This window comes from Erwinia sp. (assembly GCF_031978025.1).
Lineage (GTDB): Bacteria > Pseudomonadota > Gammaproteobacteria > Enterobacterales > Enterobacteriaceae > Erwinia.
In genome coordinates this window covers 1-15,451 of sequence record NZ_DALZCD010000080.1, presented here as the reverse complement: position 1 = coordinate 15,451, position 15,451 = coordinate 1, and the positions used below count along the sequence as shown (strand labels likewise).

The following is a 15,451-nucleotide window of genomic DNA, read 5'->3' as shown; positions in this document are numbered from 1 at the left end:
CAACACCTTTGTTTTTGGCAGTATCGGCTCGCTAATCGCCAGGAAATCCAACCACCATACGTTACAGGCCATGGCAAAATTTGCTGCCGCTTTTCCAGAAGCAGACTGGCGCATGGTGATTCTGGGCGAAGGGCCGGAGCTGGGAGCGCTAAAACAACAGGCGATACAGGCAGGTATACAGGATCGCGTGATTTTCGCCGGTTTTCGTAGCAATCCACTCGATTATCTCGCCGCTTTCGACGTTTTTATCCTCGCGTCAAAAAGCGAAGGCTTGCCGCGCGTGGTGTTGGAAGCGATGCTACTCAACACCGCCGTCATCGGTTCAAAAGTCACCGGCACGGCAGAACTAATCCAGCATAACGAAACCGGTCTGCTGTTTGATTACGGTGATACGCAAGGCCTGTTTAACCAAATGGAAACGCTGTGGCTGGACGCAGAAAAGCGTCACCAGCTACTGAGGCAGGCAAATCGCCACGTCAAAGAACACTATGCCATTGAGCACTATGTCAGTGGCGTGGAAACTATTTTAAAAACTGCGGCTTATGGAAACTCATCGCATGTTTGAATTCTTGAATCCCCGATTTCGGCATATTCGTGCACGACACAATATTCCTTACCAACAGCCAGAAGTTCAGGGAGCTGTCCCGGTCACCTCCATTGTTATCCCCTGTACGGGCGCAGATTTTGTTGAAGAAGCCACGCTGAGTGCGCTGTTCGCTTCACGCTTCGCCCCTGCGGCACAGGAAATCGTCATCGTCAGTGACCAGCCTCCAGAGGCGTTTGGTCAGCTACCGGAGAAAACCCGCGTCGTGACGTTGGATGTGCCCATGCGGGAAGAGAATTATCGCTATAAGCAAATTTACCGCAGTCGCTTAATCAAAATACAAGCGCCCTTATATGCGGAAACAGAAGGCATTTTGATGATCGATTCCGATCTCAATTTATTACAAATGCCAGAAATTAACGTCCTTGATAACCATCTCTATTCCAGTTTCCGTCAGGGAAAGATGGCGGCCAAACTGATGGGCGCGCCGGAAGAAAAGCGGCCAGCCTATTACCGTCACACTATCCGACCTTTTTTACAGGATCACGCTAACAGCGCCTTTCTTGTGGCAACCCGGGCGACCTGGAAGCGGTTGTGCCCTTTATGGCTGGCCATGTTCAAAGATACCTGGGAAATGCTGGACGACTCGCAACCCCCGACCGATCAGCTTCCCCTGGCTGCCCTTCTGGATTTACTGGATTTTAAAACCGTCAATTTAGGCGATTGGGTAAACTGGCCGGTTTCCAAAAAGATCGGCGGCGGCGCCGCGACGATTCCCAAAGAGGTGGTGGGGGCGCACGGCGGCTTCCCGCTGGCCGAATGGCAAAAATATTTGCAGTCGCCCGATACCCCGCTGACCTTCAAGGGTCAGGACTATACCCGTAAAGTGCGCTATCTCACCGATGCGGAAAAGCTGAAGTAAGTTGCCCTCCCCGGCCGGAATTTACCGTCTCTTACGGAGTCCTCCGGCTGTGTGAGGCAGGATGAGATGTTATGATATTGGGCATTAGCGCGTGAACTTAGCGTTTCACCCACATTATTTAAAGGTTAAAACTCATGATTATCGTTACTGGCGGCGCGGGATTTATCGGTAGCAACATTATCAAAGCGCTGAATGACAAAGGCCACACCGATATTCTGGTGGTCGATAACCTGAAAGACGGCACGAAATTCGCTAACCTGGCGGATTTGAATATTGCCGATTACATGGATAAAGAAGATTTCCTGATCGCTATTCTGGCGGATGAAGATTTTGGCGACGTCGAGGCGGTTTTCCATGAAGGTGCCTGCTCTTCCACTACCGAGTGGGACGGCAAGTACATGATGGACAATAACTATCAGTACTCCAAAGAGCTACTGCACTACTGTCTTGAGCGTCAGATCCCCTTCCTGTACGCCTCTTCTGCTGCGACCTACGGTGGCCGTAACGACAATTTTATTGAAGAGCGTCAGTATGAGCAGCCACTAAACGTCTACGGCTACTCTAAAATGCTGTTCGACCACTACGTGCGCGAGATCCTGCCGGAAGCGCAGTCGCAGATTTGCGGCTTCCGCTATTTCAATGTGTATGGCCCGCGTGAAGGCCATAAGGGCAGTATGGCGAGCGTAGCTTTTCATCTGAATACGCAGCTGAACAATGGCGAAAATCCAAAACTGTTCGAAGGCAGCGATAACTTTAAGCGCGATTTTATCTATGTGGAAGACGTCGCCGCCGTCAATTTGTGGTTCTGGGAAAACAACGTTTCCGGTATTTTTAACTGCGGAACCGGCCGCGCCGAATCTTTCCAGGAAGTGGCCGACGCCGCGCTGAACTTCCACCAGAAAGGCGAAATAGAATACATTCCTTTCCCGGAAAAACTGAAAGGACGCTATCAGGCCTACACGCTGGCAGACCAGACTAAACTGCGCGCGGCAGGCTACGATAAGCCATTCAAAACCGTGGCGGAAGGCGTGGCCGACTATATGGCCTGGCTGAATCGCGACGCGTAACGGGACGGATCCGGCAATGAAAATTTTGGTGATCGGGCCTTCATGGGTCGGCGATATGATGATGTCGCAAAGCCTCTACCGCACCCTGAAACAGCGCTGGCCTGAAGCCACAATTGATGTGATGGCGCCTGCATGGTGTCGTCCCCTGCTGTCGCGGATGCCCGAAGTTAACGAGGCGCTGGCTATGCCGCTGGGCCATGGCGCGCTGGCGCTGGGTGAGCGCCGCCGTCTGGGTCGAGCCCTACGCGATAAGGGCTACGATCGCGCTTACGTTCTGCCCAACTCGTTTAAATCCGCGCTGGTGCCTTTCTTTGCCGATATCACTACCCGCACCGGCTGGCGCGGCGAAATGCGCTACGGCCTGTTGAATGATATTCGGGTACTGGACAAAGCAGCGTTTCCATTAATGGTCGAACGCTACGTCGCGCTGGCTTACGACAAAACGCAAGTCGCTCGTGCCAGCGATCTGCCCCAGCCGCTGCTGTGGCCGAAGCTGCTCGTCAACGAGCAGGAAAAGCTGGCAATGGCCACCGACTTTAAGCTGAATGCGGAAAGGCCCCTCATTGGCTTTTGTCCCGGCGCTGAATTTGGCCCGGCCAAGCGCTGGCCGCACTATCACTATGCCGCCCTGGCGCAGCGGCTGATTGACGGTGGCTATCAGATTGCGCTGTTTGGCTCAGCCAAAGACAGAGAAACCGGCGAGCAAATTCTGCAAAGCCTACAGGAAACGTCTCGTCAGCACTGTCACAACCTGGCTGGCGAAACCCAACTGGAGCAGGCGGTCATTCTGCTGGCGCACTGCCAGGCCGTGATCAGCAATGACTCCGGCCTGATGCATATCGCTGCCGCGCTGGATCGCCCGCTCGTCGCGCTGTACGGCCCGAGCAGCCCGGACTTTACGCCACCGTTGTCACAAAAAGCGCGCGTAATCCGGCTGATTACCGGCTATCACAAGGTACGTAAAGGCGAGGCAGAAGAAGGCTATCACCAGAGCCTGATTGATATCGACCCACAACGCGTAGCGGAAGAGCTGGCCACGCTGCTGGGTCGACCTCTGGAGGCTGTATGCACGTCCTGATTGTGAAAACGTCCTCAATGGGCGATGTGCTGCATACGCTACCTGCCCTGACCGATGCCATGCAGGCCATTCCCGGTATCCGTTTTGACTGGGTCGTGGAAGAAGGCTTCGCGCAAATTCCTTCCTGGCATCCGGCCGTTGACCGGGTGATCCCCGTGGCGATCCGCCGCTGGCGAAAACACTGGTTTGGCAGCGAAGTGCGGGAAGAGCGCTTTCTGTTCAAGCGTGATGTGCAGTCGCGCCAGTACGACGTGGTAATCGACGCGCAGGGCCTGATCAAAAGTGCCGCTCTGGTAACCCGCATTGCCAAAGGCGTTAAGCATGGCCAGGATAGTCGCAGCGCGCGCGAGCCTTTTGCCAGCTGGTGGTATGACCAACGCCACGAAATCGATAAGCGACAGCACGCCGTGCAGCGCACGCGTGAGCTGTTCGCCAAAAGCCTTAACTATCCGCTGCCGGAAACGCCTGGTGATTACGCTATCGCGCAACACTTTATGCGTGAACCTTCGCCGAATGCGGGCCGCTATCTGGTGTTCCTGCACGCCACCACACGTGATGAAAAGCATTGGCCAGAAGCGCAGTGGCGCGAACTTATTACGCAGCTGGACGGCTGCGGCCTGCAGATCAAACTGCCGTGGGGCGCGGAGCATGAACACCAGCGCGCCCAGCGGCTGGCGGCTGGCTTCGACTATGTGGACGTCCTGCCCAAACTCACCCTGGAACAGGTCGCGCGTACCTTAGCTGGCGCTGCAGCCGTGGTGTCGGTAGATACCGGGCTTAGCCATTTAACGGCAGCGCTGGATCGCCCTAACATTACGCTGTACGGCCCCACCGATCCGGGTCTGATTGGCGGCTATGGTAAAAATCAGTTCGTGCTTAAACCCGTACAGGGCAACCGGATGGCGGATATATCGCCTGAAGAAGTGTTAACACAGCTGAGGCTGCTGGCCAGCCTGGCGCCGGAAAAACCGTCATGAACAGCCCGATGCTTAGCATCCTGATTGCTGCCCACAACTGCGCCGGGACGCTGGCCGGGACGCTGGAAAGCGTCGTTGCCTCACTGGGCGAGGCGGCTGACCGGGCAGAGATTGTCGTGGTTAACGATGCCTCCACAGACGCCACGCAGTCCATTATCGAGCATTATGCGGCGCAGTTGCCGCAGCTTCGCAGCAGCCGCACCGACTATCGCAACGTAGGCAAAGTACGTAATCACGCCGTAAGCCTGGCGCGCGGCGATTATATTTTAATGGTGGACGGCGACGATACGCTATTGCCTGATGCGTTAGCACACCGTCTGCAGACGCTGAGCCAGACATCACCGGATATCCTGCTCAGCAAAATTATTGAAGTGCGGCCCCCCTCGCCTGCGGTGCAGTGGCAACCTGTTGAGCCTGAGCTGCTGACGACGCATGACGCCGTGGAGCGCTTTCTGATCCACCGTGACTACCAGGCACATTTTATCGGCCAGTTTTTCTCACGCGAGCTGATGCAGCAACACGCTTTCCCCGACTTCATCTGCTACGAAGATGCCTGGCTGTTCCCGACATTGCTGATGCAAAGTAAGAAAACGTTGTTTACCTCCTCAGGCTTTTATCTCTATCGCAAACATGAGCAAAGCCTCTCCTCGGTCATTAATGCCGATAAAATCACCTGTTTGATCGCCGCGACTGCGCATATGGATGAGGTTTTACCCGCGCACTATGAGCATCTGATCACTTGTCACTGGCTGGATATTGCTAACCGCTATCATAGCGAGCTGCAAAAAACCTCACAGGGTGACAAAGTGAAAGCGCGGATCGCCCGGGTCGGTCTCGCGCGTTTTTTGCTGAACAGCAAGATCAGGATGAGCTATAAAAGAAAAATGCTGGCGGTAAGAAAGCGGGGACTTTAATGGCCCCGTTTTGTTCAGAAGGCAGATTTTGCGGCAGCGTACTCCGCCAGCGTCATGCCCTGCGTACGGCTTTGTAGCCAGCCAAACAGCTGCGTCAAATCATCATAAAGCCGGTCGATATCAGCTTCGGTTTTAAAGGTCGGGCTGCCATCAGGCATAAACTCGCTGGAGTGAAGCATAAACTCTACGTAATCCGCCCCTTCCGCCAGCGTTTTCTCCGCCACCTCGATCATCTGCTGCGCATTGCCGCCCGTAGGACGCAGCCAATAAACGGAAGGACTACGGCGCTTGCCGCGCAGGCGATCGTAGCCCTGCTTAACAGCATTCATCAGACCGGAATGCTTGTAACGGATGGTCATCGGCACTTCCAGCAGCGGTGATTTACCGGGCCGAGAGATATCTGCCGCATCAGGATAGTAAGCCGAGCGGGGAAAACGCGTATAGTCTGTGCCGCCGTTACCCTGCGGCGCGCCCGGCGAAAATCGCCAGTTAACGCCCGGCGTAACCGAGCAATCCACCCGATAGCCGTGTTCGACCAACAGCTGAGCATAATACTCGTTAAAAGCCCAGCGTCCCGCCCGATGACTGAGCATTTTGACGTTAAACGTCTCTTCCAGCAGTGCCGTCATAAAGGCAACTTTTTTGCGTATTTCTTCACGCGGGTATTCAATCAGGTAAGGTTGATGCTGCCAGTCGTTGTCAGTCAGCTCATAAGCCGGCGGACTGTTCCAGGCGTGCAGATGCATGCCCACCTCTCCCTGGCCGCGAGCGATAACATCGCGGGCGAAATCGATATAAACCGGATCGATGGCCATTTCATAATTCGTCAGCCAGGTCGGTTTAAAGGTATATTTCTCACAAAGCTGTTGAAAGCGGGCAAGCCAGGCGGCATTTTCGGTGGTTACCTGACCAGAACGATTACGCCAGAGATTATCACCTTCCGTATCGATGGTGATTAAGAAAGCAGGTTTTTTCATGTCGATGCGGCGCTCCGCGTTAACCTCGTGTTAACTCTGCCAATATGTTAACAGCGGGATGACGGGACGCAACAGTAATTGTACCAGCCTCAAGCCAAAAGCGATTGGCTATGGCACTATCTTGTTTATTTTTCTAAGATAAACAGATGAAACTGGCTCAGCCTGGCAGGACTGGTAGGGCAGCTTTAACAGGCTACGGTAAAGGAATTGCCCGAATAAATAAAAATGGTCTATTTTCTTGCAGAAAGTGGCCCCGAGTCGGCCAGCACTGCATGATTTCCTCAGCTAAGGGTAAAAATTGTCCAAGCGCGTATTAATGATCATTGATGGTCTGCCCGGCGGTGGCGCGGAGAAAGTCGTGCTGACGCTTTCCAAAGGGCTGATAGAGCGTGGTCATCGGGTCTCGCTGTTTTCGCTGCGCGCCGTGTGCGATTACGTCATTCCTGCCGGTCTGGATTATCAGGTCATTCAGGATAGCTGCCATATGCCCTGGCGGAAGCTCACGGAGCTGAGCCGACGTGCGGCTTGTCTGGATCAGGCGATTATTCAGGCCGAACAAGAGAACGGGCGTTTTGACCTGGTGGTGTCGCACCTGCATAAAACCGATCGTATCGTCAGCCGCTGTCGACATCTCGACAAGGACAAAACCTGGTTTTGCCTGCATGGCGTCTTTTCCGCCTCTTACCTGGCTCATCGACAGGGCTTTTCCCTGTGGCAAAAGAAACTGAAGATGCGTCGTGTCTATCAAAACCGGAACATCATCGGCGTTTCACAGTACGTGGTCAGCGACCTGAAACGTTCCTTTGCGATACAACCGAAGCACGAGCGGATCATTTTTAACCCCTTCGATTTTGATACCGTGCGCTCTGCGGCTATGCAGCCTTGTGAAATGGCGGGCCAACCTTATCTGGTCCACGTTGGTCGCTTCCACCAGACCAAGCGACACGATCGTCTACTGCGTGCCTATGCTAAAACAGGGATAAGCGCGCCGTTAGTCTTAATCGGACAGGGCACTGATGAAGCGGTGGGAAGAGTAAAGCAACTTGCGCTAACGTTGGGTATTCAGAATCGGGTCATTTTTAAAGGTTTTACCGACAATCCCTATCCCTGGATCAGCAACGCCAAATTGCTGGTGGTCAGTTCGGACAGCGAAGGCTTCGGCAACGTGTTGGTAGAAGCGTTGATTTGCCAGGTGCCCATCGTCAGTACGCGCTGTCCCGGTGGCCCCGTATCGATTATGACCGGCGAACTGGCTCGCGGCCTGGCCAATCTGGACGTGGATTCGCTGGCGGATACTATCGCCACCGTCTGGTCAAACCCGCCCGATGTTGCACACCTTGATTTAGAGGCTTACAGCATCGAAGCGATTTGTAAACAATACCTTGCGCTAATAGCATCCTAGCTCGACCTGACAGTCGCAGGTTGAAAATGTCTGAAAAGCGCGGACATTATTCTGGCGCGAGCCCTGGCCCTGCCGGACGCGCATTTATCTTTTTTAAGGTTTTAGTATGCATACGCTCATAACCGAGAACGGCTATCAGAGCACGGTGAACATACCAGAAACGTCATCTGTGTCAGCTGAATACCGGCATTTTTCGCGCAGGGGGAACAGAGCGTGAATTATGTGCTGCTGTTCTTAATTTTATTGCCTCTTAAACTGTTGCTGAAACTCAGCCACAAAAAAAAGGCCCGCAATCTGGTGATCCAGACGGCGAAAATTGGCGATTTTATCAACATTACGCCCTTATTGGCGCACCTTGAACAAAGCGACGCGCTGCTAAGTCGTAGCGTTGCGCCGCTGGCGGAGCGCGACAATACGCTGGCAGACATTTTTTACATTGAAGACTATAAAAGCAGTACGTACAGCAAGCTGAAACTGGCCTTCAGGCTAATGAACCGCTATGAAAATGTTTACCTGCTGCATCCTAATAATACCAATCTGTTTTACGCCGCGTGCTGCAACGCCAGTAACAAGCAGTTTCTGTCGATGTACCGTCGTAAATGGTATCAGGGGATCTTTTATCTGACCGCAACCGGTACCGTTGAACACGATAAGTATTCCCTGACGCTGGAAAACTACCTCAAGCTGGCCGATCGCTCGCTGACTAAAGAGAGCTACCCCAAGCACGCCACGCTGCCGTTACTGAAGCCTGACAATACGCCGCAAGAACTGTTCCGCACCGATAAAATCAAAATCGGTATCAGCATTTCGGCCGGCAATCAGGCAAAAACCATTCCACCCGTTATCTGGAAGTCGCTGTTCGACAGGCTGAGTACGCTGCCGTGCCTGTTTTATGTTTTTGGCGCACCCAATGAACTTCCTCGCCTGCACGAGCTCAATAAGGTAATGGGGGAAAGCGATAACATCGTCAATATGATCGGTAAAGTGTCGCTGGAAGGGTTGCCTTACGCCATCAGCCAGCTCGATTTTTATATCGCATCCGATTCCGGCAATATCTATATTGCTGACTCGCAGAATGTGCCGGTGATCCTTATCTATGGGCCTTGCTGCGTCGAAGAGCAACGTCCGTTGGGCGACGTGCTGCTAATCGGGCCGAATCATATTGCGCCGTCGTCGTTTGTTTTTCACGCCCTGTATAAGTTTAATCATCCTGTCGAGCAACTTTACGAACTAGATAGTCGTAAGCTCGATGACATTTATGATTTTATCTGCGCGCGCAAGCGGCCATTACAAGAAAAGAAGACGTTACCCTGAGCATGAAACCGCAAGAGACTTCCTCAGCCCCTTTGCTGAGCGCGATCGTCCCGATGTATAACGCCGGAACCAGCTTTCAGGCTTTTATCGACTCGATGCTGGCGCAGACGCTGGCGTCACTGGAAATCATCATCGTCAACGACGGCTCGACGGATGCGTCGGCGCAGCTGGCACACCACTATGCCAGCGAATACGCTCATATTACCGTTATCGATCAGGCAAACGGCGGCGTTTCCCGCGCCCGCAATGCCGGGCTGGCCATTGCGCGCGGCAAATATGTCACTTTCCCCGATGCCGATGATACGCTCTCGCCTGAGATGTACAGCACGCTAATCGCCATGGCGGAACAGGACGATTTGGACATAGCGCAGTGCAACGCCGAGCGCGTTTTCTGGGGATCGGGCCGGGCAAAAACGCTGATCCCGGCCGATCGCCTCCAGGCTACGCCGGTACTGAGTGGCGCAGAGTGGCTGAACAAGGCGCTGGCCTCCAATCGCTACCTGCACGTTGTCTGGCTGGGAATCTATCGCCGTTCGCTCATTGACCAACTGGCTTTGCAGTTCGAACCCGGTCTGCACCACCAGGATATCCCCTGGACCACCGAACTGATGCTGAATGCCCGTCGCGTACGCTACACCGACAAAGTGTTGTACCGGTACTACGTGCACGACCAGTCGATTAGCAACCGCAAGCGCAGCGGTATGGCTAACGCTGAGTATCAGCGCCATTATCTGAAAATCGCCCGGATGCTGGATGAAATTAACCTGCGCTATCGCGATAAGGTTAAGATCGGCCCGGCGATTTATCGTCAGGTAACCAAAGAGGCACTGACCGTTTGCCATGCTTTACGGCGCGAGCCTGATGCCGCCGCCCGACAGGTGATGATAACGGATTTGCTCGCCAGCAAGACGCCGGGTCGTATGCTGCGTAACGCGCGTGGTTTAAAACAGTGGTATCAACTGCTGCTCTGGCTGAGCCGGATTTACCGCTGGCGTCGGTCGTAATGTGCCAGACCTTTTTCCTGCACGGGCTTTCCCCTGCAATCGGTCCACTTTATGTTGAGATCTTATAAGTATGGCCACTTCTTCGTCGATTCCCGCCTCCTTTGCGCCGCGAAAGATTTTGCTAATCAAGCTGCGCCATCACGGTGATATGCTGCTTACCACGCCGGTTATTGAAGCATTGCGCCAGCGCTATCCACAGGCCGAAATAGATGTGCTGCTCTATAAAGAGACGCTGCCGATGCTGCAGGCGCATCCGCATATCCATCAGCTGCGCTTTATCGATCGCAAATGGAAGAACGAGGGAACGCTGGCGCACCTGCGCCATGAAGCGGCCCTGCTTAAGGCAATTCGTCGGGCAGGGTACGATCTGGTCATTAACCTGGCCGATCAGTGGCGCAGCGCGATGATTACCGCCTTTTCCGGTGCACCGGTCAGGATAGGTTTCGCCTACAATAAGCGTCGCAGTGCCTTCTGGCGACAAGCGCATACGCATCTTGTCTCCACCAGCAACCATAGCCAGTTACATACTGTTGAACAGAACCTGGCCGCGCTGCAGCCGCTAAATATACCGTCTTCCGGTTTCCCGGCGGCAATGCACTATAGCGAAAGCGACTGGTCCCATACGCAAGCAATGCTGACGCAAAGCAAGGTGACGCGCCCTTATATCGTTATCCAGCCCACCTCACGCTGGGTTTTTAAATGCTGGGAAGATGACAAAGTGGCCGGCCTTATCGCCGCGCTGGCCTCTGAGCAAACAGATATCGTACTGACGGCCGCGCCGGACAAAAAAGAGTTGGCGATGATCGAACATATTCTCTCGCTGTGCCCGGGTCTGGCGATTTCGCTGGCCGGAAAGCTGACGCTGCCGCAGCTGGCTTCGCTGATCGATCATGCTCGCCTGTTTATCGGTGTGGATTCTGCGCCGATGCATATGGCCGCCGCGCTGGACACGCCCTGCATCGCGCTGTTTGGTCCTACCAAGCTAAAGCAGTGGCGGCCGTGGGGTGACAATAACCGCGTTATCTGGGCTGGCGACTACGCGCCTCTGCCTTCGCCGGACAGCATTAATACCAATACCCAGACTCGCTATCTTTCAGCGATCCCGCTTGATGAGGTGGTCAAAGCCGCAAGGAACTCTCTGCATGAGTAAAGTACGACTGGCTATAGTGCGGCAAAAATACCGCCCGGACGGCGGTGCGGAACGGTTTATTTCGCGAGCGCTGGAAGCGTTGGACGACGACAGCCTGGATCTGAACATCATCACCCGCAGCTGGCAGGGCGAGCCGAAACCGGAATGGCATCTGCACATCTGTAACCCCAAAAAATGGGGGCGCATTTCGCGCGAGCGTGGCTTTGCTTTGGCGGCGCGTGAGTGCTGGCAGCGGGAAGAATTTGATATCGTGCAGAGCCACGAACGCATCGCGGGCTGCGATATTTTTCGTGCTGGCGACGGAGTACATCGCGTCTGGCTGGAGCAAAGAGCGCGCATTGTGTCGCCTGCGCAAAAGCTGCTGACCAGTTTAAGCCCTTATCATCGTTACGTGATGGCGGCAGAAGAAGAGATGTTTCGCTCGCCTGCACTGAAAAAAATCATCTGCAACTCGCTGATGGTGAAAAACGACATCATGCGCTGTTTCCAGGTGCCGGAAGAGAAGTTTGCGGTGATCTATAACGCGATTGATGCGCAGCGCTTTCAGCCGGCTACCCAGGCAGAACGGCAGGCATCACGCGCGGCGTTGCAGCTGCCTGCTGAAGCTAAAGTCTTCATTTATGTCGGTTCTGGTTTTGAACGCAAAGGATTGAAAGCTTCCATTAGCGCGCTGGCCGCTACCGAAGCGCATCTGCTGGTGGTCGGTCAGGATAAGCAGCAGGCCCGTTACCTTAGCCAGGCGCGCGCGCTGGGCTGTGAACAACGTGTCCATTTCGTCGGCGTACAGCACAACGTTATCCCCTATTATCATGCGGCCGATGCGCTGATGCTGCCTACGCTTTACGATCCTTTCCCTAATGTGATTCTGGAAGCGATGGCCTGTGGGTTGCCGGTGATCACCAGCGATACCTGTGGCGGTGCGGAATTTATCGTCAATGGTGAACAGGGCTACGTTTGCGACGCGCTGGATGTCCCGGCGTTGACCGCCGCCGCGCAGGCCGTGCCGCTCAGAAGCGTTGACGCGCGTATGGGCGATGCGGCTCGTGAGCGAGTTCTTCCCTGTTCACCGCAGCGACTGGCAGGCCAGCTTCATGCGCTATATCAACAAGTGTTGCGGCAGGCCTGAGAAGAAGGTATGAGCCTGCACGACTTATCTGCTAACATGCGGTAATGTTTCTCTTTTCCGGCACTTTCTGACGCGAGTCACTCCGTAATTCGTAAACACTGTGATGACAACAATTTATTCCGCCCTGCTCTATCTTATTCAGCCTCTGATTTGGCTCAGGCTCTGGTTACGCGGCAGAAAAGCTCCCGCCTACCGGAAGCGCTGGGCCGAACGCTATGGCTACTGCAAAGGCAAGGTCAAGCCGGACGGTATACTGCTGCACTCCGTTTCTGTCGGCGAGACGCTGGCCGCCGTGCCGCTGGTCAGAGCGCTGCGCCACCGTTATCCCACGATGCCGATTACCGTCACCACCATGACGCCAACCGGATCGGAACGGGCGGCTTCCGCCTTCGGGAAAGATGTTCATCACGTCTATCTGCCTTACGATCTTCCCGGCTCAATGAACCGTTTTCTGGAAAATGTCCGCCCGCGTTTGGTCATCATTATGGAAACCGAGCTGTGGCCAAATATGATCGCACAGCTTCACGCCCGTAAAATCCCGCTGGTCATAGCGAATGCCCGCCTGTCAGAGCGTTCGGCGAAAGGGTACAGCAAGCTTGGTAAATTCATGCAGCGCCTGCTGCAAAAGATCACCCTGATTGCCGCGCAGAATGAAGAAGACGGCGAACGCTTTGTGGCGCTTGGCCTGAAGCGCTCACAGCTGACGGTCACGGGCAGCCTGAAATTTGATATTTCCGTCACGCCTGAGCTGGCGGCCCGTGCGGTAACGCTGCGTCGGCAGTGGGCGCCGCGTCGTCCGGTATGGATCGCCACCAGTACTCATGAAGGCGAAGAAAGCATTGTTCTGGAAGCCCATCGCAAACTTTTGGCGCGCTTTCCCACTCTGCTGCTGATCCTGGTGCCCCGACATCCGGAACGTTTCGACGCCGCGCGTAACATGACGCAAAAAGCAGGCTTCAGCTATACCCTGCGCAGCAGCGGCGAGATCCCTTCCAGTGGTACCCAGGTCGTGATTGGCGATACCATGGGTGAACTGATGCTGCTTTACGGCATTGCCGATCTGGCTTTCGTCGGTGGCAGTCTGGTGGAGCGCGGCGGACACAATCCGCTTGAGGCAGCCGCACACGCTATTCCGGTGCTGATGGGGCCTCATACGTTTAATTTTAAAGATATCTGTGCCCGGCTACAGCAGGCAGATGGCCTGATCACCGTTACCGATGCCGACTCGCTGGATAAAGAGATTGGTACGCTGCTGACCGATGAAGACTATCGTCTTTACTACGGCCGCCATGCGGTAGACGTACTGCACCAGAATCAGGGCGCGCTACAGCGTCTGCTACAGTTACTTGAACCCTATCTGCCACAGCGGAATCACTAAATGCCTTCACGTCAGCGTTTGTCGGTCGTGCTGATCGCTAAAGACGCAGCCGAATTGCTGCCGGAATGTCTGGAGTCCGTAAGCTGGGCCGATGAGATTGTGCTGCTGGATTCTGGCAGCAGCGACGGTACGCCCCAGATCGCCGCGCGTCACGGTGCCAAAGTGTTCCACTCTCACGAGTGGCACGGCTATGGCAAGCAGCGCCAGCTGGCGCAAAGTTATGCCACACATCCGATGATTTTGATGATCGACAGCGACGAACGCGTGACGCCGCCGCTGCGCGCTGCAATTGAAACGGTGCTGCAACAGGCCGCCGCGCCCGCTACGGTTTACAGCCTGGGCCGTCGTAACCTGTTTTTAGGACGTTTTATGCGCCACAGCGGCTGGTATCCAGACCGCGTGACTCGCCTTTATCCACGTGAATACGGCTATAACGATCATCAGGTGCATGAATCTCTGGAAGCCAAAGGCGCACAGGTCGTGGCGCTGAAGGGCGACCTGCTGCATTTAACCTGCCGTGATTTCTCCGCGTTTCAATGGAAGCAGTTTGCCTATGCGGAAGCCTGGGCAAAGCAGCGTCATCATCAGGGAAAAAAATGCGGGCTGTTTTCGATTTTTGCCCATACGCTGGGTGCTTTTCTGAAAACCCTGGTGCTACGCGCCGGATTTCTGGATGGCAAACAGGGCTGGCTGCTTGCCGTGGTTAACGCACAGTACACGTTCAATAAATATACGGCGCTTTGGGCGCTGAACCACTCTTCTCACGCTTCCGGCAAAGGCGGCTTATGAGCACAAAAGCGATCTATCCCGGCACCTTCGATCCCATGACCAACGGTCATCTGGATATTGTCACGCGCGCCGCGTCGATGTTTGACCATATCATTCTGGCTATCGCCGCCAGCCCCAGTAAAAAGCCAATGTTCTCGCTGGATGAACGCGTGGCGCTGGCGCAGCAGGTGGTGGCGCATTTGCCGAATGTGGAAGTGGTAGGATTCAGCGATCTGATGGCGAATTTCGCGCGGGATCGGCAGGCTAACGTATTGGTACGCGGCCTGCGAGCGGTTTCCGATTTCGAATATGAAATGCAGCTGGCGCAGATGAATCGCCACCTGCTGGCGGAACTTGAAAGCGTATTTCTGATGCCTTCAGAAAAATATTCTTTTATCTCTTCAACACTGGTTAAAGAGGTGGCGCGCCATCACGGCGACGTCAGGGCTTTCCTGCCGTCGTCGGTGCACAGCGCGCTGCTGGCAAAGCTGTCTGCCTGACCTATTTTTGACAGGTGGGGCAATAGAAGGTGCTGCGCTGCGCATGTTTAGCGCCTACGATAGGCGTGGCGCAGACGCGACAGGGTTCCCCGGCACGACCATAAACCTGTAGCTGCTGTGCGAAATAGCCCGGCTTGCCGTCCGATTGCAGGAAATCACGCAGCGTGGTGCCGCCCTGTTCAATCGATCGCAGCAGCACCGCCTTGATCGTCTCCGTCAGCAGTACAACCTCTTCCCTCGTCAATGCCATTGCCGGTCGATCGGGATGGATCCCGGCGGCAAACAGCGATTCGCTGGCATAGATGTTGCCAACGCCTACCACCAGCTTGT

At 54.8% G+C, this 15,451-nt stretch carries 16 protein-coding genes; 14 read left to right on the top strand and 2 right to left on the bottom strand.

The features are described 5' to 3' along the window. From RTK32_RS08660 to RTK32_RS08635, 6 genes are all read left to right on the top strand, one after another. Window positions 1-565: glycosyltransferase (locus tag RTK32_RS08660; RefSeq protein ID WP_312043064.1), on the top strand; the 565-nt coding region annotated here is incomplete at its 5' end. Then, window positions 558-1,466 (top strand): hypothetical protein, encoded by a 909-nt coding sequence (locus RTK32_RS08655; RefSeq protein WP_312043062.1) that lies wholly within the window; start codon window positions 558-560, stop codon window positions 1,464-1,466. The genes RTK32_RS08660 and RTK32_RS08655, both read left to right, overlap by 8 nt. Window positions 1,467-1,600: 134 nt before the next feature. Beyond that, window positions 1,601-2,533, top strand: a complete 933-nt coding sequence (gene rfaD / locus RTK32_RS08650; RefSeq protein ID WP_312043060.1) for an ADP-glyceromanno-heptose 6-epimerase — start codon at window positions 1,601-1,603, stop codon at window positions 2,531-2,533. Window positions 2,534-2,549: 16 nt separating this feature from the next. Next, window positions 2,550-3,611 carry an ADP-heptose--LPS heptosyltransferase RfaF gene (gene rfaF, locus RTK32_RS08645; protein ID WP_312043058.1) on the top strand — a complete coding sequence of 354 codons (1,062 nt, stop codon included), beginning with the start codon at window positions 2,550-2,552 and terminating at the stop codon, window positions 3,609-3,611. Beyond that, the gene (gene rfaC / locus RTK32_RS08640; protein WP_312043056.1) at window positions 3,599-4,588 is read left to right on the top strand and encodes a lipopolysaccharide heptosyltransferase RfaC; all 990 of its coding nucleotides are present in this window, start codon (window positions 3,599-3,601) and stop codon (window positions 4,586-4,588) included. Before rfaF ends, rfaC begins: the two co-directional genes overlap by 13 nt. Next, on the top strand, window positions 4,585-5,502 hold the full coding sequence (locus tag RTK32_RS08635; RefSeq protein WP_312043054.1) for a glycosyltransferase family 2 protein: 918 nt from the start codon (window positions 4,585-4,587) through the stop codon (window positions 5,500-5,502). The genes rfaC and RTK32_RS08635 overlap by 4 nt, the downstream gene beginning before the upstream one ends. Before the next feature lie 14 nt (window positions 5,503-5,516). On the opposite strand, the gene RTK32_RS08630 is transcribed toward RTK32_RS08635, so the two are convergent. After that, window positions 5,517-6,479, bottom strand: coding sequence for a deacetylase (locus tag RTK32_RS08630; protein ID WP_312043052.1), 963 nt, complete (start codon window positions 6,477-6,479; stop codon window positions 5,517-5,519). 316 nt (window positions 6,480-6,795) lie between these two features. Here RTK32_RS08630 and RTK32_RS08625 point away from each other — a divergent pair, with 316 nt between their 5' ends. The 8 genes from RTK32_RS08625 to coaD all read left to right on the top strand — a co-directional run bounded on the left by RTK32_RS08625 (window position 6,796) and on the right by coaD (window position 15,121). Further along, window positions 6,796-7,881, top strand: coding sequence for a glycosyltransferase (locus tag RTK32_RS08625; protein ID WP_312043066.1), 1,086 nt, complete (start codon window positions 6,796-6,798; stop codon window positions 7,879-7,881). 213 nt (window positions 7,882-8,094) lie between these two features. Beyond that, complete coding sequence (locus RTK32_RS08620) at window positions 8,095-9,195, top strand: glycosyltransferase family 9 protein (protein ID WP_312043050.1); 1,101 nt, start codon at window positions 8,095-8,097, stop codon at window positions 9,193-9,195. Between the two features lie 2 nt (window positions 9,196-9,197). Continuing rightward, complete coding sequence (locus RTK32_RS08615; protein WP_312043048.1) at window positions 9,198-10,199, top strand: glycosyltransferase; 1,002 nt, start codon at window positions 9,198-9,200, stop codon at window positions 10,197-10,199. 70 nt (window positions 10,200-10,269) lie between these two features. After that, window positions 10,270-11,349, top strand: coding sequence for a putative lipopolysaccharide heptosyltransferase III (gene rfaQ / locus RTK32_RS08610; protein WP_312043046.1), 1,080 nt, complete (start codon window positions 10,270-10,272; stop codon window positions 11,347-11,349). Then, entirely contained in the window at window positions 11,342-12,475 is a 1,134-nt protein-coding gene (locus RTK32_RS08605; protein ID WP_312043044.1) for a glycosyltransferase family 4 protein, read from the top strand. The genes rfaQ and RTK32_RS08605 overlap by 8 nt, the downstream gene beginning before the upstream one ends. A 103-nt stretch (window positions 12,476-12,578) precedes the next feature. Then, window positions 12,579-13,853, top strand: a complete 1,275-nt coding sequence (gene waaA, locus RTK32_RS08600) for a lipid IV(A) 3-deoxy-D-manno-octulosonic acid transferase (protein WP_312043042.1) — start codon at window positions 12,579-12,581, stop codon at window positions 13,851-13,853. Next, complete coding sequence (locus RTK32_RS08595; protein WP_312043040.1) at window positions 13,854-14,642, top strand: glycosyltransferase family 2 protein; 789 nt, start codon at window positions 13,854-13,856, stop codon at window positions 14,640-14,642. Next, a complete protein-coding gene (gene coaD / locus RTK32_RS08590; protein ID WP_312043039.1) occupies window positions 14,639-15,121 on the top strand; it encodes a pantetheine-phosphate adenylyltransferase in 483 nt (160 codons plus the stop codon). The genes RTK32_RS08595 and coaD overlap by 4 nt, the downstream gene beginning before the upstream one ends. 1 nt (window position 15,122) lies before the next feature. Here coaD and RTK32_RS08585 read toward each other — a convergent pair. Next, the coding region (locus tag RTK32_RS08585) for a zinc finger domain-containing protein (protein WP_312043038.1) at window positions 15,123-15,451 on the bottom strand (329 nt) is incomplete at its 5' end.